We start from the raw sequence: 20,971 nt of genomic DNA, 5'->3' as shown, positions 1-20,971 counted from the left end.
ATAGGGAATTTTAAAAAAGCTTTTCAACCCTACCTTAAAATTTTCACTTCTTCTTCTAAATGGATGCCGTATTCTTGTAACACTCTGGTTTTGGCGAGTTCTATCAAATCCAGGGCTTCTTCAAATTCTGCACCCCCCAAATTCACCAAAAAATTCGCATGCTCTTTGGCAAATCCCACTCTTTTTAGACAATAACCCCTTAAGCCCGCACCCTCTAAAAGCCTGCCCGCATGATCGTTAGGCGGGTTTTTGAAACAGCTCCCAAAATTAGGCAATTTGGGGTGGCTTTTGCGCATGCTTTGACACGCTTTTAAAACTTCTTGTCTAAAGCCATGCGTTTTTTTAAACCTCGCTCTTAAAACAACGCCATTGAATTTGCTATTGCGATAACTCAACCCCAAAGCTTCACTCCCTAGCCATTCATTGTTAATACAAGCGCTTTCTAAAACGTTTTTGATTTCAAATTCTTTCATGCCAGCGTTCATTTTAACTAACGCCCCTAAAGTGCCAGGCAATTGCCCTAAAAACTCCAAACCCCCTAAATCATTCGCCCTAAAATAATTAAAAATTTTAGACGAGTTGGCCGCCCCCCCTATTTCAACGCATTCGCCCTTATCGCAAATATAATCGTAGTTTGGGCCTAAAAGGGCGAGATTTTTCGCGCTAGGAGCGATTAAAAGGTTGTTCGCTAAACCGATGATCTGGTGTTCTTGAGAGATTTCATCATCGTTTTCTAAAACGCTCACTTTTAAAGGCACGCCGATTTTCACGCTGCTGTAACGGGAAAAATCAATGGTTTTTTCTAGCATTTGCTAGCCTATGATTTTAGGAATGAGCTTGATTAAGGTTTTGGTGTAGTCTAAAAGCATGTTAGTCATCCACGGCATGGTTAAAATCAGCACCCCAATCACGGCTAAAATCTTAGGCACAAAAGACAAAGTCATTTCATTGATTTGAGTAGTCGCTTGAAAAATACTGACTAATAGCCCCACCACTAAGCCCGCTAGTAATACCGGTAAAGAAATCATCAAAGTGATTTTATAAGTCTCAATGGCGAGTTTCATGAGTTGTGATTCCATAACATTCCTTTTATCTTAAGATTTCTTCTAATTGCTGAAAGCTTGTTTCAAAAGGCTGTAAAGCGTTTTCATCTTGCGCTAAAAATTGCTCCATTAAAGCCTTTTTCTTAATCGCTTCATCAAGCTCTTTATCGTTCCCCATTTGATAAGAGCCGATGCGAATGAGCATTTCATTTTCTTTCAACAACGCATACAAACGGCGGAATTTTCTCGCGCAAAGGTTTTGAGACTCACTGATGATGTCTTTAGCCACCCTTGATGCGGAGTTTAAAATATTGATAGGCGGGTAGATCCCATAATCGGTTAATTCCCTGCTTAAGACAATATGCCCGTCTAAAATACTCCTGGCTTGATCGGCTATGGGATCGCTCAAATCATCGCCCTCTACTAGCACGCTAAAAAAAGCCGTGATGCTCCCCTTATTTTCTTCCTTGCCCGCCCTCTCCATTAATTGAGGCAATAAGGAAAGCGCGGATGGGGGGTAGCCTTTGGAAGTGGGCGGTTCGCCTAAGGCTAAACCGATTTCTCTTTGAGCCATAGCGAAACGAGTCACTGAATCCATGATAAACAACACGTCTAGCCCTTGGTTTTTAAAATACTCCGCCACGCTCATCGCGCAAAAGGCCCCGTATTTGCGCATCAAAGGGCTATCATCGCTCGTGGCGACCACCAACACGCAAGAGCTTAAATCCCCTTTTAAGTTTTTCTCTATAAATTCAGGGATTTCTCTGCCCCTTTCCCCAATCAAAGCGATCACTTTAATCGGCGCTAAGCAACCCCTAGTGATCATGCCCATTAGCGTGGATTTACCCACCCCAGAGCCGGCAAAAATGCCCAGTTTTTGCCCCTTACCGCAAGTCAAAAGCCCATCAATGCTCTTCACCCCCACGCTAAAAACCTCATCAATCAAGCCTCTTTTTAAAGGGGCTATAGGCGTTGTAATGACAGGCACTAATCGTTCATAATCTAGCACCCCCTTATTGTCAATGACTTGCCCTAAAGGGTTAAGCACCCTCCCTAAAAGATTACGGCCCACAGGGAAATTCAACCCCTCTTTTAAGAACAGCACCTTATCGCCAGCCCTAGATCCCTCTATAAAATTAAAGGGCGTGAAACCAAACTGCTCTTTTTCTGCCACCACCACCATTCCTACGCATTCGCTGCCATCGCTTTTTTCAATCTTCACCACATCGCCCACAGACGGGTTAAAACCATCTGCATAAACGATATTGGGCATGATTTTTTTCACGCTCCCATAGCGAGGCGATAGTTCAAAATGCTGATTCAAGCGGTTTTTTAAGGATTTTAGGGGCATTTAAAGCTCTTTAGTCCATAAGACTTCAGCGATTTGGCGCTCATTATTGATCCTATTCACATGCACGATCACATCAATCGCGCTCTTAAAATACGCTCGCATCAAATCCTTATCTAAAGAATGCGTATAACGCATGCTTAAATTCAGTGAAAGGGCTTCTAAAGTGTTTTGAGCGCTATTAGCATGAATGGTTGAGAGCATGCCCTTATGCCCGGTGTTTCCTAAACGCAAAAAGAGCGCTGCATTCCTAGTGTCAATCTCGCCCACAATAAGCCTGTCTGGGTTTAAGCGCATGGCCATATTGAGAGCGTCTTCATAATTAAAGCACCCGTTTTCTTGCTTGCCCACTAAAAGCCCAACGCAATTATTAAACGCTTTTAAATCCAGTTCTTGGCTGTCTTCAACGCTCACCACCCTTTCATCTTTATTGACGCAGTCTAAAAGAGCGTTTAATAAGCTTGTTTTACCACTTGAAGTCTCCCCGCTAATGAGAATGTTATGCCCTTTTAGCGCTAAATTTTTCAAACTTTTTGGATCGCTTGCTTTGAAAGTGAAATCCTCTAAACTTAAGGGCTTAAGCCTAGGCACACGGATGTTGAGCGTGATTTGATTGTTCGTAGTGATGCTAAAATGATTCGCACTCACCCTATAGCGCGTGAAAGGGATAGAGCAATTTAAGGTTGGGTGCTCTTCATCAAAAAACAACCCCCTAAAACTGGCCAATTGCTCGCAAAACCTCAGCAAAAACGCCTTATCAAAAAGCGCATGCCCTCTTTTTTCTCGGGTATTATTGACTTTATAAAGCCAAAGTTCCTGCTCGGTATTGATGATTAGCTCGGTGATCCCGCTTTCTAAAAAAGGGGTAAAATGGCCAATTAGGGCTTGTAAAACTCTATGGGTTTGTAAAGTTTCCAAAAGCCCTATCCTTTTATCATCGCTCTTTTAAAACATGTTCGCAACGCTTGCAAGGGGTGTTTTCTAGCTCGCTTTTGAAACGCCAACACCTGGGGCATTTATAAAAGGGGGCTTTAAAGAGCGTGAATATTGGCGTTTCGCTTATTTTTTCTTTTGCAACCCCTACAAAGCTTACCATCAGCAATTCTTCTACTAAATTTTCACGCAACGCTTTTTCTTTCACTTCAATAGCACATTCCAACGAATTTTTGATCACGCCTTCTTTTTTCAAGCGGTCTAACTCTTCATTAAAGGCAGAACGCAAGGCTAAAACGGCTTCAAAATTTTCTGGTTTTTTACATTCTTTAAGGTGGAGTTTTTCTAAAATATTAATGCCTTTTAAATCAAACACATCTTTGGCTTGTAAAAACGCACGCAACGCTTCGCTATGCTCTAAAACTTCTTCAATCGTGTGCGTTAAAATCGGGGCTAAAAAGTAGCACAATTGACTAGCCACAGCGAGTAAGACCATTTGAATGGCTTGGCGTTTTTTATTATTTTTGCTATCGCAATACAAGCTATCCTTACAAGCGTCTAAATAAATCCCGCTCAATTCATTGGTAACAAACGCCATTAGAATATTCAAGCCCTTCACCAAATCATGCTCTTCAAACGCGCTATTGACTCCAACGCTTATCGTTTCTAAAGCCTCTAATATAAAATGATCTAAAGGGCTGAAGTCATGGGAGCGTTCTAAATTCTTGAGATCCATATCGCTAAAATTGGCGAGTAAGAATTTTAGGGTGTTGCGGAATTTTTTATAATGCTGTTCTGTTTGAATGAAAAAGGTTTGAGAGACCCTCAAATCGTTTTGATAGTCATTAAACGCCACCCACAAGCGCACCACATCGCTCCCATGCTTTTTGAGTAAATTATCCAAAGACACCACATTGCCCTTAGATTTACTCATTTTTTCGCCCTTTTCATCGACGATAAAGCCATGCGTAATGACCTTTTTAAAAGGGGCTTGGTTGTTTAAAACACAACCGATTAAAAGCGAGCTTTGAAACCACCCCCTATGCTGATCGCTCCCTTCTAAGATCACATCGCTAGGGCTTTGCCCCTTTTCTCCATGGTAGTCTTCTAAAACCGCCTTAAAGGTACTAGCGCTATCAAACCACACATCTAAAATATGCATGACTTTTTCATAATGTGTGGCGTCCTCTTGATAATTAGGGGGCAATAAATCTTTCACGCTATATTCCCACCACACATCACAGCCTTTTTTTTCAAAAAGATGGGCTGCATGCTCTAAAACTTCGCTTTCAAAACAAGGCTTATTCGTGCGTTTGTCTATGAAAAAAGCTAGTGGCACGCCCCATTTTCTTTGCCGGCTCAAGCACCAATCAGGGCGGTTTTCTATCATGGTTTTTAGGCGGTTTTTCCCGCTATTTGGCACAAATTCCACCTTTTCAATCGCATTCAAAGCCACTTCTCTTAAGGTTTTTTGAGAACCATCATTTTGGGTAAAAGGCTCATCCATTAAAATAAACCATTGCGTGGTCGCTCTGTAAATCACAGGCTTGTGCGTCCTCCAGCAATGCGGGTAGGAATGCTCAATCTCTTGCTCTAGCAATAAAGAATCGCCCAATTGCTCTATAATGCGTTTTTGAGCCTTAAAAACATGCTCGCCCAAATAGCTTTCATCTAATAATTTCTTATGGATAATGCCCTCATCATAGCAACCCTTTTCATCTACAGACATTAACACTTCTAAATTGTATTTTAAGCCTAAATAATAGTCCTCTTCACCATGCCCAGGCGCGGTATGCACGGCTCCTGTGCCGTCTTCTAAGCTCACATGATCCCCTAAAACCACGAGCGAATCTCTTTGATTGAGCGGGTTTGTAGCCACTAAATACTCTAAATCATTGGAATTAAATTCATGCGTGATCGCATTATCCACCACCCCTAAAGCGGCTAATTTTTCATGCAAGGCTTTAGCGACTAAATAGCCTTTTTGGGTGAGCATATAAACAGCGTCTTTTTTCAAAGCGATCGCCACATTCGCATACAAAGTCCAGGGCGTGGTCGTCCAAATCACCAAGCTCGCTTTTTTGACTTTTAATTTTTCTAAACTCTCCTTTTTCAAATCAAACGCCACGAAAATGGAGGGCGATTTTTTCATCTTGTATTCCACTTCAGCTTCCGCTAAAGCGCTCTCGCATGCATAACTCCAATAAATAGGCTTATGGCGCTCTTTCAAAAGCCCTTTTTTAGCCACTTCCACTAAAGCCCTATAAATGCTCGCTTCAAATTTAAAATCCATGGTTTTATAAGGATCTTCAAAATCCCCCAAAACGCCTAATTGCAAAAATTCATTCTTTTGGATTTCTAAAAATTTCTTCGCATGATCTCGACACTTTTCTCTAAACAGCGTGGGGTTTTCTAGGCTCGTTTTTTCTTTTTCTAATCGCTCTAAAATTTGCTGCTCAATGGGCAAGCCATGGCAATCCCAACCGGGCGTGTAATAGATTTTCTTCCCCTTAAAATATTCTCTTTTAATAACAATGTCTTTTAAAATCTTATTTAAGGCATGCCCTAAATGCAAATGCCCGTTCGCATAAGGCGGCCCGTCATGCAAAGTGAAATCCCCATGGTTATCTTTCCTATTCTGCATGCGTTTGAACGCTTGCTGTTCTTGCCATTTGGCGTAAGTTTTAGGCTCATTAACGCTCAAATTCCCTTTCATAGAAAAGGTGGTTGTGTTTAAGTTTAGGGTGTCTTTGTATTCTTTCATGGATTGTTCCTTAATCTTTTATCTTTATTCTTTTGTTTTAGGAGCGATATAAAGGTGCGTGTCTTTTCGTGGCACATTTTTTAAAGTAGGGATTTGTAAAATCGTGTATTCTTCTATCCCTTTTAAATAATGCAAGCTAATCACATCGCCAATTTTCACTTCTTTACTAGCCTTAGCGCAACTCCCATTGAGCCACACCGCCCCCACATTACACATATCTGTCGCTAAAATGCGCCGTTTCACTAAACCCACTGATTGTAAAAATTTGTCTATTCGCATGCGTTTATTTTACCCTATTCTTTAAGTTTTTATCCATAACTTATAAGGGTTTTAGTTTTAGCATGTTAGCATTCAGCCACCACTCTTTTTAAGGAATTTGTTTGAAGTTTCAAATCGTGAGTTTGTTAGCCACTCTTTTATTAGCCTCTTGCTTGCCCCCTAAAGGCCATCATTCTGGTTTGGTGAATCTTTATATCGCTCATCAAGGTCAAAGCGTGCGCACTTATTGGCGCAAAGTGGATAGAGAAGTTGTCGCCAAACACAATGAAACGCTTGAAAAAAACCCTAAAGCAAAGCTCAAAGACCCTAGAGGGCCTTTATTCATGCTAGGGAGTAATCGTTTCATGCTTTTATGGAAAAACCGCTACGCTTTAGCCAAAGTCCAATCGTTCAGGCTAGAGCCTGGTTTTTATTACTTGGATTCTTTTAGCGTGGAAACTCAAAAAGGCATCTTGCAGAGCGCTCCTGGCTATTCATACACCAAAAACGGCTATGATTTCAAAAACAACCGCCCCTTTTTCCTAGCCTTTGAAGTCAAACCTGACAGCCAAATCATTCTTCCTAGCGTGGAATTGAGCCTGATTAAAACCCCTAGAGGCTTTTTAGGGGTGTTTTTATTTGACAACAACGAAAAGGGGGCTAATACCCAATGGATTGAAGGGAGCTTGAATTTAAAGCTTAAAAACGCTTCTTTTAAAGACGCATGGGGGTTGGAACAATAAAGCATGAAGTGATCGCTTGCTTTTCGTAAGCTCTTTATGATTAGATTGTAAAAAACGCTTAAAGCATTTTTTAGATTTTATTACCCCTATTCAATTGGAACAAAGCCATTAAATTTTTAAAAACTTTTAAAACCGATAAACATAATCCGCGCTCCAAGTAACATAGCTTTCAAAAATACCCCTAGGGATTTTTGCTTGTAAAACCCTAGCACTTTCGCAACTCTTTAGCTTTTTTAAAGAACAACTAGGAGCGTCGCCATGGATGCTCGCGCTCAATTCTAGCGTGTGGCGCTTATCGCCCATCCTTAGCCCTAGTGAGCCATAGCCCTGAAATTGCGCTAATTGCACTAATATATTACCAAAATCTTTAAGAACCTTGGCTGTTACGCTCTCACCCCCTAGCCCAGCCCCTATAAAATAACCGATGAAAAACTTCTCATTTTCATACACATTGTGTAAAAAATCTAACAAAAAGCCGTAAGTTGACATTGTTATCATACCACCATTAAAAAAAGAAACAGGACTTATTGTGTCTATAGGCACTCCAAATAAGTATTGTTGGTATTTATCTTTTTCCATGTAATTGCCCGCTTTATAGGAATATTGGAACCCTCCCCTAACGCCAAAACCCATTTTTTTAATCTTAACAGGAGCGATATACTGATACCCCACCTTAAAATTAAAGCCGTTTAAGATTGTGCTGGGATCTTTTCTTTCTAAGAGTCTTCCACCAAAATTGAAGTGAGAGTGAGGCAGCAAAACAAAACTATCTTTATAAGCTAAAATCCATGAAAACATCCCGCTATAGCCAAGACCGGCAAAAAAAGCGCTTTTATCCACTCTTTGATGTTTAGCCTTAGCTTTTTCTTTCGCTAAAGCTTCTTGAACTTTCTTTCCAACGAGTTCATTAAGCCCGCTCTCATCTATAGCGTGGCTAAAATGAAACCCTAGCACAGAATACAGAGCCAAAAATAAAAATTTCTTATTGGGTTTTAAAAAATGGGGGGGTAACTTGCATACCCTTTCCTTGATTGAAAAATTGTTTTAATATTTTGAATATTGTAAAACATTGAAGCTTAAATTAAAAGTCTTAACAATATTATTGGATAAAAAATTACTTTTTATAGGCATTGATGAGTATTTTTAACATTAATGAGCGTTTGTAAAAATAAAAATCAAGCGTGTTGGTTGGATTGGATTTAATGGGATTGATTAAAATGGGTTAGATTTGAATGATTGTATCTTAAAGTCAAAACCAGAGACAACCCTAGTCAAGTTGCCCCTAGCCACACCGATATTACTCGTGATGCCCGTGGCAACAACCTTCTTCTTGATGATGACTATCGCTAGTGCTGCAACAACCTTCTTCATGATGAGAGCTGTGGTGGTGATGGTGGTGTTCACCGCCATGATAGTGGTGGTGGTGTGTGTGGTGATGGTGGTGGTGATGACCGCCGTGTTGTTCTTCATGGTGTGCCATGATGACTCCTTTGATTAAAAATTTAAATTCTAGCTCACTAGCTAGAATTTCATTCTACAATATAAAATCTAATTAATTGTTAATGAAAGAAAATTTAGCGCTAATTTTTAATCCATAAATTTTGAAAAATCAACACCCCCCATTAGAAAAAAGACAAAACCTCACAAAAAAGAGTTTTCAAATTTGCTGAGAGAGTTTTTTCTCCCTCAATTGCCCGCAAGCCGCTTCAATATCCAAGGCTTTAGACTCTCTAATGGTGCATAATAAGCCTTTGGCGTTTAAAAAATCCGCAAACATTCTGGCGCTCTCTAAGCTAGGGCGTTCAAACTTAGAGCCTTCATGCGGGTTGAATAAGATCAAATTCACTTTGGATTTAATGCCGTTTAAAAGTTTTAAAAGTTTTTTAGCGCAATCCAAGCTGTCGTTTAGATCTTTAATTAAAAGGTATTCAAACATCACTCTTTTGCGCTGCTCTAAAGGCCATTTCCTCACTTCATTCAAAACGCATTCAATATTGTATTTTTTATTCAAGGGCATTAAAGATGAGCGCGTTTTGTCATCTACGGCGTGTAAGGATATGGCTAATTGCACGCCTAAGTTTTTGCCCACTAAAATGGGGATTTTATCGGCCACGCCGCTCGTGGAAATGGTGATTCTTTTAGGTGAAATTTGCATGCCGGTATTAAAAATTTCAATCGCTTTACACACCTCATCTAAATTGTTCAAAGGCTCGCCCATTCCCATAAAAACAATGTTGAGCGCTTTTTCAATGGGGAGGTTATTGTCTTCTTTAATGAGTAGGGCTTGCTGGATGATCTCGCTCGCTTTGAGATCCCTAACAAAACCGCCTTTTTGAGTGAAACAAAACGTGCAACCCACTTGACAGCCGATTTGACAAGACACGCATACGGTGTATTTTTCCCCCTCTAAAATAGCGTTCGTCTCTGCATCAATCTTTTTGTCTTTCATTTTCAACAACACCGCTTCAAAAGTGTGGTTGTCCCTTAAAGATTTAAAAAGGTATTTTTTAGAGCCATCAACGCTCTCCCTCACATGCGTGATTTCTATCGTGCGCAAAGTAAATTCTTGCTCTAAATAAGCGATAAAATCTTTTGAAAAATTATTTTGCATGTCTTTAAAGCTTGTTTTATACTTCGCATAGAGCCACAAATAAAGCTGTTTAGCCCTAAAACTTGGTTTTAAAAGTTGGCTCAATTCATCTAAAGTGAAATCATAAATACTAGCTTTCATGCTTTAAGCCCTAATTCTAAAAGTTGGTGCAAGTGCAAGACCCCTAAAACCTTATTGCAATCATCCACGCACACCAAAAGCTGGATCTTATGGCACTCTAAAAATTCTAACGCTTCTAAAAGAAGAGCGTCTAAATTCTTAAAGCTTTTAGGTTTTAAAGTGGCAAAATGCTTCACTTCGCTCTCCAAACTAAGCCCTTTTAATAGCGCCCTACGGACATCGCCATCGCTTAATACCCCCACAAGCTCGTTAGCTTCATTGACTAAAATCGCGCTGCCCAGGCGTTTTTCACTCATTTCTATGAGCGCGTCTTTAAAGCTTGTGTTAGGGGCGATTAGGGGGAGGTTCGTGGTTTGCAATAAGTCTTTAACCTTGACAAAAAGTTTTTTGCCTAAAAGCCCGCCCGGATGAAAGGAGGCAAAATCTTCTTGGCTGAAGTTTTTCGCTCGCATCAAGCATGCCATTAAAACATCGCCTAACGCTAGAGTTAGGGTGGTAGAAGTTGTTGGAGCGGTGTTGATTGGGCAAGCTTCTTTTTTAATCTTCAAGCTCAAATAATAATCGCCGAGTTTGGAGAGCGAGCTATTAGGGCTTTTAGTGAAAGTGATGATTTTATGGCTTAGGCGTTTTAAATGGCTCACTAGATTCAATAATTCCAAAGACTCGCCCCCATAGCTAATCATTAAAATCACATCGTTTTTTTCCACCATGCCCAAATCCCCATGCATGGCTTCTGTGGGGTGTAAAAACGCGCTCCTGTTACCGGTGCTTAGCATGGAAGCAGCGATTTTTTGCGCCACTAAAGCGCTCTTACCCACGCCCACTATCACAAGCTTACCCCCTTTTTCTTGGCTTTTTAAAATGAGCTTGACAATCGCTTCCAAATCGTTGGGTTTTTGGAATTGTCCAACGCTTTCTAAAAGTGCGCTCGCTTCATCTTTTAAGACTTGTATGGCGGTAGCGTTACAATCAAAAAGCATGGGCATGACAAATGATAGCCGGGTATTTTCTAAACTTTTTAAAGAGCGCTTTTCTGATGAAATTACGAGTGTGATCTTCTAATTTTTTAGGGTTATTCAAAATTTCGGCGTTGCTGGATTTTAATAACACCTCTAAGCCCCCTTGAATTTCTTTCATCAAAGGCTTTTCATCTTTAAAGCCCACAAGCCCTAAACTGGAAAATTGAGAGCTTTCTAAAAGCGCTTGCTTGTTTTTATTCACAAAAATCGTAGCCACAAACACCCCTAAGCTAGCGACTTCTTCTCTTTGTTGCACGATGCTTGTGTCAATACTCAAATTGCTTTGGTTATCCACATAGCTTTTCCCGCTTTTAATCGTGCCGACTTTTTTAATGAACGCAGGGCCAACTTCCACCTGATCGCCATCTTCCATTAAATAGATATTTTTTTCAGGCACCCCGCAAGAAATAGCGGTTTGCTTGTGGCGCGCGACATGGTTATATTCCCCATGCACGGGTAAGAAAAACTTAGGCTTAATGAGTCTTAACATGAGCTTTTGCTCTTCTTGGGCGGCATGCCCGCTCACATGGATATTATCAAATTCTTGATAAGCCACTTTAGCTTCTTTTTTGATCAAAAAATTCAATACCGCTGAAACGCTCGCTTCATTGCCAGGAATGGCTTTAGCGGAGATGATGACTAAATCGTTGGGTTTGATAGAAATGTGGCGGTGCTCATCAGTCGCCATGCGATAAAGCGCACTCATGGTTTCGCCTTGTGAGCCGGTCGTTACGATTAAGACTTCATTATCCGGATATTTAGCGACTTCATTGGCCTCAATAAAAGATTGATAAGGCAAATGGATATAGCCTAATTCTCTGGCGATGTCTAGGTTTTTTTCCATAGAGCGCCCGATCACAGCGATCTTGCGGTTGTATTTAATGCCGTATTGTATGGCTTGATAGACCCGGTGGATATTGCTAGAGAAGGTGCTCATAATCACCCTCCCTTGCGCTTCTTTAAAAAGCGTATCAAAAGCCGGCGCTATGGTGCTTTCACTCGGTGTAGTCCCGGATTTATGGGAGTTGGTGGAATCGCTTAAAAGAAGCATCACGCCCTTTTCGCCATAATGCGCCAAACGATACAAATCCGTGGGCAAATTATCCACCGGGGTGTGATCGATTTTAAAATCGCCGGTGTGGATGATCGTTCCGGCTTTAGTTTGGATCGCTAAAGCGCTGCTGTCAATGATAGAATGCGTGATGTGGATCCATTCAATGATAAATTCGCCCACGCTAATGGGGCAGCGCTTTTCTACGATTTTAAAATACGAGCGGTATTTTTTCAAACCATGTTCATCAAACTTGCTCCCAATCAGCCCCAAACTCAAAGGCGTGCCATAAAGGGGGAATTGCAACTCTTTAAACAAATAAGGCGTGGCCCCTATGTGATCTTCATGGGCATGGGTGATGATAATACCGGCGATTTTGTCCTTGATTTGGTGCAAGTAGGAAAAATCCGGGATTAAAATATCCACGCCAAAGAGCCCCTCTTTAGGGAAGCTCATGCCCGCATCAATCACGATCGCGCTTTTTGGGGTTTCAATGACCATCATGTTCCCCCCAATCTCGCCCAAGCCCCCTAAAGGCGTGATTTTAACGCTCGCTTTAGAGTTTAGATTCATCTTATAATGCGGGTTTAAATGCTCCACTTGGATCTTGTTATTCGCTTCAACGCCCTTTTTTAACTCCTTATGAAAGCCTAAAGTCCCTCTCTCATTCACATGCAAAATTTCCGTAACGCCCTCTACTTTGTTGTTATCCAATTCTTCTTTGGCGTAATTTCGTGTTTTTTGGGGGGCATGTTTAGGTTTGTGGTGGTTGTTTAGCTTTTTGTTGGGGCGATGCTCTTTTTTATGGTGCGAAGGTGCTTCATGGTTTGAAGACTCTGTGTTTTTTTGCGCGTTTTCTCTGAAACGCTTTTTGCGGTTGGTGAAGCGCTCAAACGCTCCGGCTCGCACCTCATGGTGATCTTTTGAGTTTTCACTGCTGTTTTCATGGTTTTCATTATTTTGGTTGTTATCAGTCATAACGATTATTCCTTTATCTCAATTTTTTAAAAAGGCATTAGCCTTTTAAAAGGTATTCTAAGAGCTTGAGATAATCTTTTATCTCAGATGCCCTCACGCTTGTTAGTTGGTTTTCTAACGCTAAAAAATCTAACACCTTATCAAGCTTTTCTCTATAAGAAACGCTTTTTTTAAGATTGTTTGAAAGCGTCTTCCTAGGAGATGAGAAACAAGCTTTCAAAAAATCTTCCAATGTTTCAAACCCTTTTTGTAGGGCTTCTTCAAAAAATGGCGCTGGGGCCAATGAAGCCAACGCCTTTTCTTTCAGCGGCTCTTTGATCACTTCAAACACGCTAGAAAACACCTTTGGAGGCGGGCTAAACGCGCTAGGCGGCACATCAAACAAAAGGGTAATATTCCCTATTGTGTGAGCCAAAACGCTTAACGCATTCTGTGAATCTTTAGCGCAAAATTTGAGCGCCACTTCCTTTTGCGTCATCACTAATAAGCCCCTGCATTTAGGGTCTTTGAGCGCGTTTAAAACAAGCCTAGTAGCGATATAATAAGGCAAATTAGAGATCAAAAAATAAGGCTCTTCTTCTTTTAAAAAAAGAGCGTCTTTTTCTACCAATTCTAATTGAAAAGGCTTTTTTTCTGCCTTTAACCTCGCTCGCATTTTCTCGCACAAATTGCTATCTATCTCATAAGTCTTTAAAGGATAGCGATCCAACAACTTGAGAGTCAAATCCCCTAGCCCCACGCCGATTTCAATCAATTTTAACGGGTTTAAGGGGGGCAAAGCATTAACGATCCTGTCTAAAAACGACTCGTCCGTTAAAAAATGCTGTCCTAAAGACTTTTTAGCTACTACCATAAGAAGTGCTTCTAAAATTCCTCATATTATACCTTAAAAAGGGGATTTGTCTTTCCTTTTTAATGCAACTTCCTTATTATAGCTTTTTTCATTCAAAGATGTTGGTAGTTTTGACAACAGGAGCGCTTGAATTGGCGCTCGTGTTAAAAATTAGTATTAAAATCTTTTTCGTTAATAATTGGTTAGATTTTGCATTATAGAATGAAATCCTAGCCAGTGAGCTAGAATTAAATTTCAATTAAAGGAGTCATCATGGCACACCATGAACAACAACACCAAGCGCAACAACAGCAACAACAACAGGCTAACAGCCAACACCACCACCATCACCATGCACACCACCACCATTACTATGGCGGCGAACACCATCACCATAACGCGCAACAACAAGCCGAACAACAAGCAGAGCAACAAGCTCAACAACAGCAACAACAACAAGCACACCAACAACAACAACAAAAAGCGCAACAACAAAACCAACAATATTGATTGGGGCGTTTGTGGGGGCGGCCTTAGGGCTACTCCTGGCTTTTAGCTCTTTTGATCCAATAAATCTATCAATTCAAACCAACCCTTTTAAATCCATTAGATTTTTAAACTTTTAAAATCCCTCTTTTTGATGCTTGACAAATGGCTCTGTTTTTTATCCAATAAAGATAAGCTTATTCATTGAGTGGTCATAATGGGGCGTAAAACTTCATGGTTTGGCATGTGCATTGGATGCGATCTAGGGGTATTTTAAGGGGGTTTGCTGTAAAATCTCATCACGCCCCATAGTTGCGATATGGGGCAGACCAACATTGTAAGGAGCATGCCATGAAACACAAAAGTGGCAAACGCTCTTCTCAAAACATTATACTTTGAGTTTGCTTTTTTAGGGCTTAAAGTGATCGTTTCTGTGAAACGCTGATTTTTTCAAGAGCGTTCCCTTAAGTTTAAAAGCTTAGGGGTTTCCTTTAAAAAGCGGGTTTGCCCTTGACTTTTGGGGCGTTTTATTTTTTATCTTTTCATTCAATTTTTTAATCTTGTTTTAGCACTTGTAAAATTAAAAGTTTTAAGGGGGTTTGTTGTAGGATTTCATCACGCCCCATAGTTACGATATGGGGCAAATTCCAACTTAAGAAGGGTTTATCATGCGAAGAAGACATGATAAAAACTCTTGGCTAGTATTATACATTAAAATCTCTTTTAAGGGGTTTAAAGTGGTCTTTTCTATAGAAAAGTAATGTATTAGCCAAAGTTCCCCTGAGTTTAAAAGCTTAGGGGTTTCCTTTAAAAAGCGGGTTTGTCCTTGACTTTTGGGGCGTTTATTTTTTTAAAACCCTGATTTTAGCGCTCATTAAATCGTGGTTTAAAGCTTTTTTGATGTTTTCAAATTGGCGTTTTTTGTTTTTAAGGCTGATGATTTCATGATCCAAACCGCTTAAAATGTTAGCGATAGCGGCTTGTTCGTTTAGAGGGGGTAAAAGGATTTCAAAATCTTTTAAGGCTTTTAATTGAATATTCTTTAATCCAGACCCAACCCCTAATTTCATAATATCCTTTTCATAACTTTTTAAAATGTGGTATAAACATAAATTATTTACCTTATTGCTAATTTTTTGTAAGGAATAGTTATGCCCTCCTGACCAAAAATCGCTTGTCATAAACCTAACATACCCACATGTGCCACCCTCACTAATTGCTATTGTGTTCTTTGAAACATTAAATTTATTTGTGTAGCCCAAAAAATCAATGCCACCATTTATAACGGGGTATTTATCTGTGTTATTTAAGCTAATTTTATTTATTTGTTGCCCTTTAACAATTTCGCATATATCCCCAAGCCTCACTCTTTGCCAAGCTTGAGTGAAGCCTTTCAAGCGTTTTCTTTGGCTCAATAGTTCAAAGCTTAAAGCTTTTTTAACGCTTTCTTTTTTAAGAATGAGGGCGTCTAAAGAATAAAGATAACGATCCACATCGCTTAAAACGTTAGCGATAGCGATTTGTTCGTTTAGAGGGGGTAGGGGGATTTCAATGTTTGAAATTGTCATTTTAGTTAAACTAGGAACACCGGTCGCTTCGTTATAGTTTGACCATTTTATGATAGAAAAAGCATAAAATATAAATTTTGGAATGGATTTTTTAAATGAATAGCTATAAAATAGTGTATCTACTACCCAAAATTTACCATTTAGATAAATAGGCTTATCAATAGTCCCTTTTCTTCCTATGCAAACACTTTCGCCATTATGAAGGAAATTATTAATTGATAGCATATAGCCACCGCTTCCATAAACAGGAATATTTCCTAATTTAAATTTTTTGTAATCTCTACCATGCTTTAATGTTAATATATCCCCAAGCTTCACTCTTTGCCAATTTAAGGGCGTTGTTAATGCGTCCATGCGTTTATCCTAATAATCCTAAAGTGTGCTAATGGAAGCATTCAAAACACCACCGTTTTATTTTCATGCACAAACACCCTGTCTTCTAAAACGAGTTTTAACGCCCTAGCCAAAACCAGTTTTTCTATATCCTTACCCGCTAGGCGCATTTTTTCCACGCTGTAATTGTGGTTAATGGGCAGAGTGTCTTGTATAATAATTGGCCCAGCATCAAGGCTTTCATTCACAAAATGCGCCGTGGCCCCGATGACTTTCACGCCCCTTTCAAACGCTTGCTGGTAAGGGTTAGCCCCAATGAATGCGGGCAAGAAACTATGATGGATATTTAAGATCTGGTTTTCATAGCGCTTCGTAAAATCATGGCTTAAGATGCGCATGTATTTGGCTAAAACGAGCAAATCCGCACTCACTTTGTGTTTTAATTCCAGGTTTTTAATGATCGCTAAAACTTCTTTTTCATGCAAAATTTGATTATCGCAAGGCGCGTAAAAATAAGGGATGTCAAATTTTTCCACTAAAGGGCGTAAAACCTCGTGATTAGAAATAACGCCTAAAATTTGAGCGTTCAATTCCCCACCATACACCCTTAAAAGCAAATCCCCCAAGCAATGGCTCTCTTTAGTAGCGAGTAAAATAATGTTTTTTTTATGCGTTAAAATGACTTCAATGGATAGTTCGTTAAAGTTTTCTAAGGCTTTAAAAAGAGCGGTTTTTAAGGATCGTTCTTCTTGCTCTTTAATTTCAACATTCAAGGGCTTCATTTCTTTTTGGATTTTTAGCCGCATGAAAAAGCGCTGTTTTAAGGGATCAACAAATTCATCGTTTTTAACGATGTTATAGCCCTTGTTGGCGATAGTGGTGCTAATGGCGCTCACTAGGCCTTTAGAGTCTTTGGCTTGAATTTTTAAAATAAATTCTAACATCTTCATCTCATCAATAATTGATAACCAAGCGCTTGCGTGATGATGCTTGTAACCGATTGCGTGGCCTTTTCAATGAAGCGCTCCATGGGGCTTTTTTCTAGCCAATAAGCTTTTTTAACCTTACTCAATTCCATTAAGCGGTTTTGGGCTTGCTTAATCGTGCTGATTTTATCAATGAGTTTTAATTTTAAGGCCTTTTGAGCGCTAAAGACCTTCCCTTCAGCAAAATCCTTATAATCCTTAGCGTCTAATTTCCTAGCTTTTGCGACATCATCCACAAACATTTGGTATTGCTCATTGACTAAATTTTGCAAAAATTCTTTTTCGTTAGGTTTCCATGCTCTGGTGAAAGTGCCTATTTCTTTATATTCGCCCGCATGCACGCCTTGAGTGGCTACGCCGACTTTATGGAGCAAATTTTCCACATTCGCGCTAGAAAAAATCACCCCAATCGATCCGATCAGGCTCGCTTTAGAGGCATAAACTTCGCTCGCTTGCATGCCAGCATAATAGCTCCCGCTCGCCATAACCCCCCTAGCATACGCTAAAACGGGCATTTTTTGCTTCAAATCAGCGATTTTTTCGCTCAATTCCACGCTCGCTGACACCGCCCCACCAGGAGAGTCAATCAACAATAAAACGCCCTTAATGCTAGGGGTTTTTAGGATTTTATCCACTTCTTTGTCAAAATCCTCGGTGCTAAAAATCGCCCCATTTAAATAGAGTTTAGCGAGATTGGGCGGTTCGCTTGGTGCGCTTTCTTTAGCGCTAAAAAAGACTAACACAATCAACAACAGCACAAACGACTTGAAATACTTCGTGATAAAATCTAAAGGCGCGATCACTAAAGCCTTAAAGATTTTTTGAATGAAACTCCACATGTAGCTTTTCCTAAATTTAATATTTGACCATAAGAGTGTATTATACTTCAAATGTTTTAAGGATTAAATCATGGCGTGTAAATTTTGCCCCAAGATCAGAAAAACAGATTGGATTTTTATTTTAATCGCCGCTTTAGGCTTTTATTTAGTTAATAAGCTAGGATATGCGCCCCAATTCACCCCCACTTCAAAGCCTTCACGCCCCATTGAAAAGCCTAACAATACGACTGAAGAAGAAAGGAAAAAGCGTTTTATAGAATTGCAAAAAGCATGCTTACTCCATAAAGACAAAAAGGCGTGCGAAGAGGTTTTTTAGATCGCCTTTGTTGTTTTTGCGCTTTTTAGGGTTATTGCAAATTTTATACGCTCTTTTTGTTTGTAAAAAGGCTTTTTTTAGCGGTGGTTTTTTTAGTGATCTAACAGCCCCCAACGCCCCAAAATTCAAGCACTCTTAAGCTAAGTCTAAGTCTACTATAATCAAAGGATTTTAAAGGGAACTTAAATTGTATTTATATTTGAGAATTTGATAAAAATATTAAAGGAAAATATATCATGAAAGCCTTTGTGGTTGATTTAGATCGTAGTGAAAATCAAAGTGTTTTAAAACCCATCGCACGCCCTTTTAACAACCAAGCCCATCAAGTTAATGAAGCGGCTAAAAAGATTGACAAACTCATTAAAAACGCCCCATATTCTAACGACAACATCGTTTTAAAACGCAATGAAATCAAAGAAGCCTTTTTTAGCCCGTTCAAACCGCAGCTAAAAAGCGTTCAAGTGTTCCTATCGCATTCGCATGCAGACAGAAATAAGGCTTTAGAAGTTAAAAACTGTTTAGAAAACCAAACAAAACGCAAAGTGTTTATCGATTCGCTCTTTTGGGATTATAAAGACGATGTCTTAAACAAATTGGCAAAATACGATGATATAAGCAAGATTAAAGACGCTTTCACGCTCATTCTCAGAGAGTCTTTACAAGACATGATTGAAAAATGCCCCTATTTTGTGTTTTTACAGAGTAAGAATAGCGTTTCCAATCAAGGGCTATCACGCAATCAAGATCTATTAAAAATCACTTATTCAGAATGGATTTATGAAGAATTAAGAATCGCTCATTCTATTAGCAGCGAGAGTCGCTTAACTATAGTGATGGAGAGCTTTCAAATTAGTCATGACATATCGCTATTTTTAGAACATCTAGAGACTATAACCCTTAAAAAACTATCGCAACAAATCAATTCATAAGAACAAGCATGTTTTTTAAAACTTATCAAAAATTACTGGGTGCGAGCTGTTTGGCGTTGTGTTTAGTGGGCTGTGGGGGCGATAGTGGCGAACCACTAGTTGGGATTGAAAAAAACAGCTTCAATTCTACCATAAAAATCATTTCTAAAGCCGATAATATAGAAATCCAAGACTTGAAGCTCAATCGTGGGAATTGCGAACATGATCAAAATTTCTTGGTAAAGTTAATACAAGATACAGCCAATACATACCTATTTGCATCAGAAAAAGAAAAAGCGATTAAAAACCACCAAGCAAAAATCGCAAGACTTCAAAAAGATTTAGAAGAACTCACGCAGTATGTGCAACAATTCAACAATCTTGATAAATTCTTAGAAAGTATTTATAATGCTATCGCTCAAATGGATCACTTTAAACGAGCTAAAGAATATGGTAATGCAGAAGATTTTGATAAAGCTCCTAGAAAATTCAAGCTTCTTTACCAAACAGTTGGTTCTAGTGCAACTTCATATTTTAATGACTCTGTTTTAGCTAACTTATCATCATTAAATTATAACCCAATATATGCTGTTAAGAGGATACTTGATAACCTTGATAGCTATAAATATGAATCAGAGACGCCAGATGGGAATCTATGGACTATTCTAAACGATATAAGAAGCATTATTAAATACACAAAAAACCCCAAAGACTACCCCTATATCAACCTTAAAGAACTCAAAAAATTAATAGATAGTATTGTTGATAAATATGGCAATATGGCCAATGACTTTTTGATTTTGAATGAATATCCTAATAGGGTATCAAAAAAAGGTCTTCAAAGCCTTGCTAAACTAAAATCCATGTGGCCTAGCGTAGGGAAATTTTATTTCGCCTATTTGAAAGAGGTTATCCCTAGACAGGCCAAAGAAGATACTGAAAAGCAGATTAGTTCTGAATAAAAGTCTATCAAAGCCAATCAAGTCAAACTAACTGAAGCGACGCAAAATATTGACAAAATGGAAAAACTCATTAAAGATCTAGAAAGCAAGAAAAACACAATGGCAGTGGATTTAAAATTTGGAGAAACTTTCACAGCACATTATAATTATAAATGTCAAAATCTCATAGAAGTTGAAGTCAAAACCAACAAAGGCGCTTGGACTTTTAACTTTAAGAGATAAATATCAAACATGGACAATAGCACAGACAGAGCAAAAATCCTTATAGAAGAGCTTAAAATCTTGCAAGGCGTTATCAACAGAATGGCGCAAAATTCTTTAGAGTGCAAAAAATGGACTCTCGCTCTCGCTGTGGGTGTCTTATCCCTCAAAATAGAGGCAATCTCTCATCTTTATGGGTTATGCGTTTTGGGGGTGTTGTTAGCATGTTTTTATCTTTTAGACGCTTATTATCTTGCGCAAGAAAAATTATTCAGGGAGCAATACCAATGGCTGATAGAAAACCGACTTAAAACCGATGCAAGGTTGTTTGAAGTCTTCCCTATTCATCAAACTTGCCAATCAACGCAATTCTTATCTGCCATGCGTTCGCCTAGCCTTCTCCCCTATTGGGTGTTAGCTCTGTGTTTGGTGGGCTATGGTTTGTTTTTAATTCTGTTTCAATGAAGCACTGGCTATAAAACAGCTTGACTCCAATCAAACGATAACTTTTGAAGCGTTTTAAGATTTAGAGTATCGCAAAATAACCCCACCCCCTTATGAGTTTCACTATAAAATAAAACTTCAAACTATAAAAATAAGGCTTTAAACATCAATACTTGATGGGAACGGAGTTTTCAAATCCAAACGCATTCATAATCAGCTCAGACCCAC

Annotated in this window: 21 protein-coding genes and 1 pseudogene; 6 read left to right on the top strand and 16 right to left on the bottom strand. The window is 39.3% G+C overall.

Annotation, left to right across the window (positions count from 1 at the left end; genetic code table 11):
- Positions 1-29 precede the first annotated feature (29 nt).
- From EAL04_RS07305 to EAL04_RS07280, 6 genes are read right to left on the bottom strand one after another with little or no spacing between them, the layout of a single operon-like run.
- Positions 30-809 carry a UDP-N-acetylmuramate dehydrogenase gene (locus EAL04_RS07305; protein WP_120974360.1) on the bottom strand — a complete coding sequence of 260 codons (780 nt, stop codon included), beginning with the start codon at positions 807-809 and terminating at the stop codon, positions 30-32.
- A gap of 3 nt (positions 810-812) precedes the next feature.
- Positions 813-1,079 carry a flagellar biosynthesis protein FliQ gene (fliQ, locus tag EAL04_RS07300; RefSeq protein WP_000445741.1) on the bottom strand — a complete coding sequence of 89 codons (267 nt, stop codon included), beginning with the start codon at positions 1,077-1,079 and terminating at the stop codon, positions 813-815.
- Between the two features lie 10 nt (positions 1,080-1,089).
- A complete protein-coding gene (gene fliI / locus EAL04_RS07295; protein ID WP_120974358.1) occupies positions 1,090-2,394 on the bottom strand; it encodes a flagellar protein export ATPase FliI in 1,305 nt (434 codons plus the stop codon).
- On the bottom strand, positions 2,395-3,309 hold the full coding sequence (locus tag EAL04_RS07290) for a CpaF/VirB11 family protein (RefSeq protein WP_120974355.1): 915 nt from the start codon (positions 3,307-3,309) through the stop codon (positions 2,395-2,397).
- A 16-nt stretch (positions 3,310-3,325) separates the two neighbouring features.
- The gene (ileS, locus tag EAL04_RS07285) at positions 3,326-6,088 is read right to left on the bottom strand and encodes an isoleucine--tRNA ligase (RefSeq protein ID WP_120974353.1); all 2,763 of its coding nucleotides are present in this window, start codon (positions 6,086-6,088) and stop codon (positions 3,326-3,328) included.
- 24 nt (positions 6,089-6,112) lie between these two features.
- Entirely contained in the window at positions 6,113-6,367 is a 255-nt protein-coding gene (locus tag EAL04_RS07280) for an RNA-binding S4 domain-containing protein (protein WP_120974351.1), read from the bottom strand.
- A 101-nt stretch (positions 6,368-6,468) separates the two neighbouring features.
- Between EAL04_RS07280 and EAL04_RS07275 the strand changes: the two genes are divergently transcribed.
- Complete coding sequence (locus tag EAL04_RS07275; RefSeq protein WP_120974349.1) at positions 6,469-7,089, top strand: hypothetical protein; 621 nt, start codon at positions 6,469-6,471, stop codon at positions 7,087-7,089.
- A 126-nt stretch (positions 7,090-7,215) separates the two neighbouring features.
- Here EAL04_RS07275 and EAL04_RS07270 read toward each other — a convergent pair whose 3' ends face one another.
- The 7 genes and pseudogenes from EAL04_RS07270 to rsmA form a co-directional block, all read right to left on the bottom strand.
- Positions 7,216-8,058, bottom strand: coding sequence for an outer membrane beta-barrel protein (locus EAL04_RS07270; protein ID WP_120974347.1), 843 nt, complete (start codon positions 8,056-8,058; stop codon positions 7,216-7,218).
- A gap of 243 nt (positions 8,059-8,301) precedes the next feature.
- A complete protein-coding gene (locus tag EAL04_RS08170; RefSeq protein ID WP_232779723.1) occupies positions 8,302-8,499 on the bottom strand; it encodes a hypothetical protein in 198 nt (65 codons plus the stop codon).
- Positions 8,450-8,569 (bottom strand): annotated as a pseudogene (locus tag EAL04_RS08305) (hypothetical protein); the annotation flags it as partial. The gene EAL04_RS08170 and the pseudogene EAL04_RS08305, both read right to left, overlap by 50 nt.
- Before the next feature lie 177 nt (positions 8,570-8,746).
- Entirely contained in the window at positions 8,747-9,820 is a 1,074-nt protein-coding gene (gene rlmN / locus EAL04_RS07260) for a dual-specificity RNA methyltransferase RlmN (protein WP_120974337.1), read from the bottom strand.
- Positions 9,817-10,806 carry a KpsF/GutQ family sugar-phosphate isomerase gene (locus tag EAL04_RS07255; RefSeq protein ID WP_120974335.1) on the bottom strand — a complete coding sequence of 330 codons (990 nt, stop codon included), beginning with the start codon at positions 10,804-10,806 and terminating at the stop codon, positions 9,817-9,819. Before EAL04_RS07255 ends, rlmN begins: the two co-directional genes overlap by 4 nt.
- Complete coding sequence (locus EAL04_RS07250) at positions 10,790-12,868, bottom strand: ribonuclease J (protein WP_120974333.1); 2,079 nt, start codon at positions 12,866-12,868, stop codon at positions 10,790-10,792. Before EAL04_RS07250 ends, EAL04_RS07255 begins: the two co-directional genes overlap by 17 nt.
- A gap of 37 nt (positions 12,869-12,905) precedes the next feature.
- Positions 12,906-13,721: a 16S rRNA (adenine(1518)-N(6)/adenine(1519)-N(6))-dimethyltransferase RsmA gene (gene rsmA / locus EAL04_RS07245; protein ID WP_120974330.1), complete on the bottom strand. Its 816-nt coding sequence runs from the start codon at positions 13,719-13,721 to the stop codon at positions 12,906-12,908.
- A gap of 252 nt (positions 13,722-13,973) precedes the next feature.
- On the opposite strand from rsmA, the gene hpnL reads away from it, so the two are divergent.
- The gene (gene hpnL / locus EAL04_RS07240; protein ID WP_080123388.1) at positions 13,974-14,210 is read left to right on the top strand and encodes a nickel-binding protein HpnL; all 237 of its coding nucleotides are present in this window, start codon (positions 13,974-13,976) and stop codon (positions 14,208-14,210) included.
- 818 nt (positions 14,211-15,028) lie between these two features.
- Here hpnL and EAL04_RS07235 read toward each other — a convergent pair.
- Genes EAL04_RS07235 through sppA form a run of 3 tightly spaced genes read right to left on the bottom strand, consistent with a single transcriptional unit; the run spans position 15,029 to position 17,912 of the window.
- Positions 15,029-16,108 carry a restriction endonuclease subunit S gene (locus tag EAL04_RS07235; protein ID WP_120974329.1) on the bottom strand — a complete coding sequence of 360 codons (1,080 nt, stop codon included), beginning with the start codon at positions 16,106-16,108 and terminating at the stop codon, positions 15,029-15,031.
- A 41-nt stretch (positions 16,109-16,149) separates the two neighbouring features.
- The gene (purU, locus tag EAL04_RS07230) at positions 16,150-17,031 is read right to left on the bottom strand and encodes a formyltetrahydrofolate deformylase (protein WP_120974327.1); all 882 of its coding nucleotides are present in this window, start codon (positions 17,029-17,031) and stop codon (positions 16,150-16,152) included.
- Between the two features lie 2 nt (positions 17,032-17,033).
- The gene (gene sppA, locus EAL04_RS07225; RefSeq protein ID WP_120974325.1) at positions 17,034-17,912 is read right to left on the bottom strand and encodes a signal peptide peptidase SppA; all 879 of its coding nucleotides are present in this window, start codon (positions 17,910-17,912) and stop codon (positions 17,034-17,036) included.
- A 70-nt stretch (positions 17,913-17,982) separates the two neighbouring features.
- Between sppA and EAL04_RS07220 the strand changes: the two genes are divergently transcribed.
- The 4 genes from EAL04_RS07220 to EAL04_RS07205 all read left to right on the top strand — a co-directional run bounded on the left by EAL04_RS07220 (position 17,983) and on the right by EAL04_RS07205 (position 20,764).
- The gene (locus tag EAL04_RS07220) at positions 17,983-18,228 is read left to right on the top strand and encodes a hypothetical protein (RefSeq protein WP_120974323.1); all 246 of its coding nucleotides are present in this window, start codon (positions 17,983-17,985) and stop codon (positions 18,226-18,228) included.
- Positions 18,229-18,464: 236 nt separating this feature from the next.
- Positions 18,465-19,157, top strand: a complete 693-nt coding sequence (locus EAL04_RS07215) for a toll/interleukin-1 receptor domain-containing protein (RefSeq protein WP_120974321.1) — start codon at positions 18,465-18,467, stop codon at positions 19,155-19,157.
- An 8-nt stretch (positions 19,158-19,165) separates the two neighbouring features.
- On the top strand, positions 19,166-20,098 hold the full coding sequence (locus EAL04_RS07210) for a hypothetical protein (RefSeq protein WP_423750108.1): 933 nt from the start codon (positions 19,166-19,168) through the stop codon (positions 20,096-20,098).
- 231 nt (positions 20,099-20,329) lie between these two features.
- The gene (locus EAL04_RS07205) at positions 20,330-20,764 is read left to right on the top strand and encodes a hypothetical protein (RefSeq protein WP_120974319.1); all 435 of its coding nucleotides are present in this window, start codon (positions 20,330-20,332) and stop codon (positions 20,762-20,764) included.
- Positions 20,765-20,971 lie beyond the last annotated feature (207 nt).

Source organism: Helicobacter pylori (assembly GCF_003638305.1).
In the GTDB taxonomy this organism is placed as follows: domain Bacteria; phylum Campylobacterota; class Campylobacteria; order Campylobacterales; family Helicobacteraceae; genus Helicobacter; species Helicobacter pylori_DJ.
The sequence above is the reverse complement of the archived record's forward strand: the minus strand, read 5'-3'. Positions and strand labels throughout refer to the sequence as shown.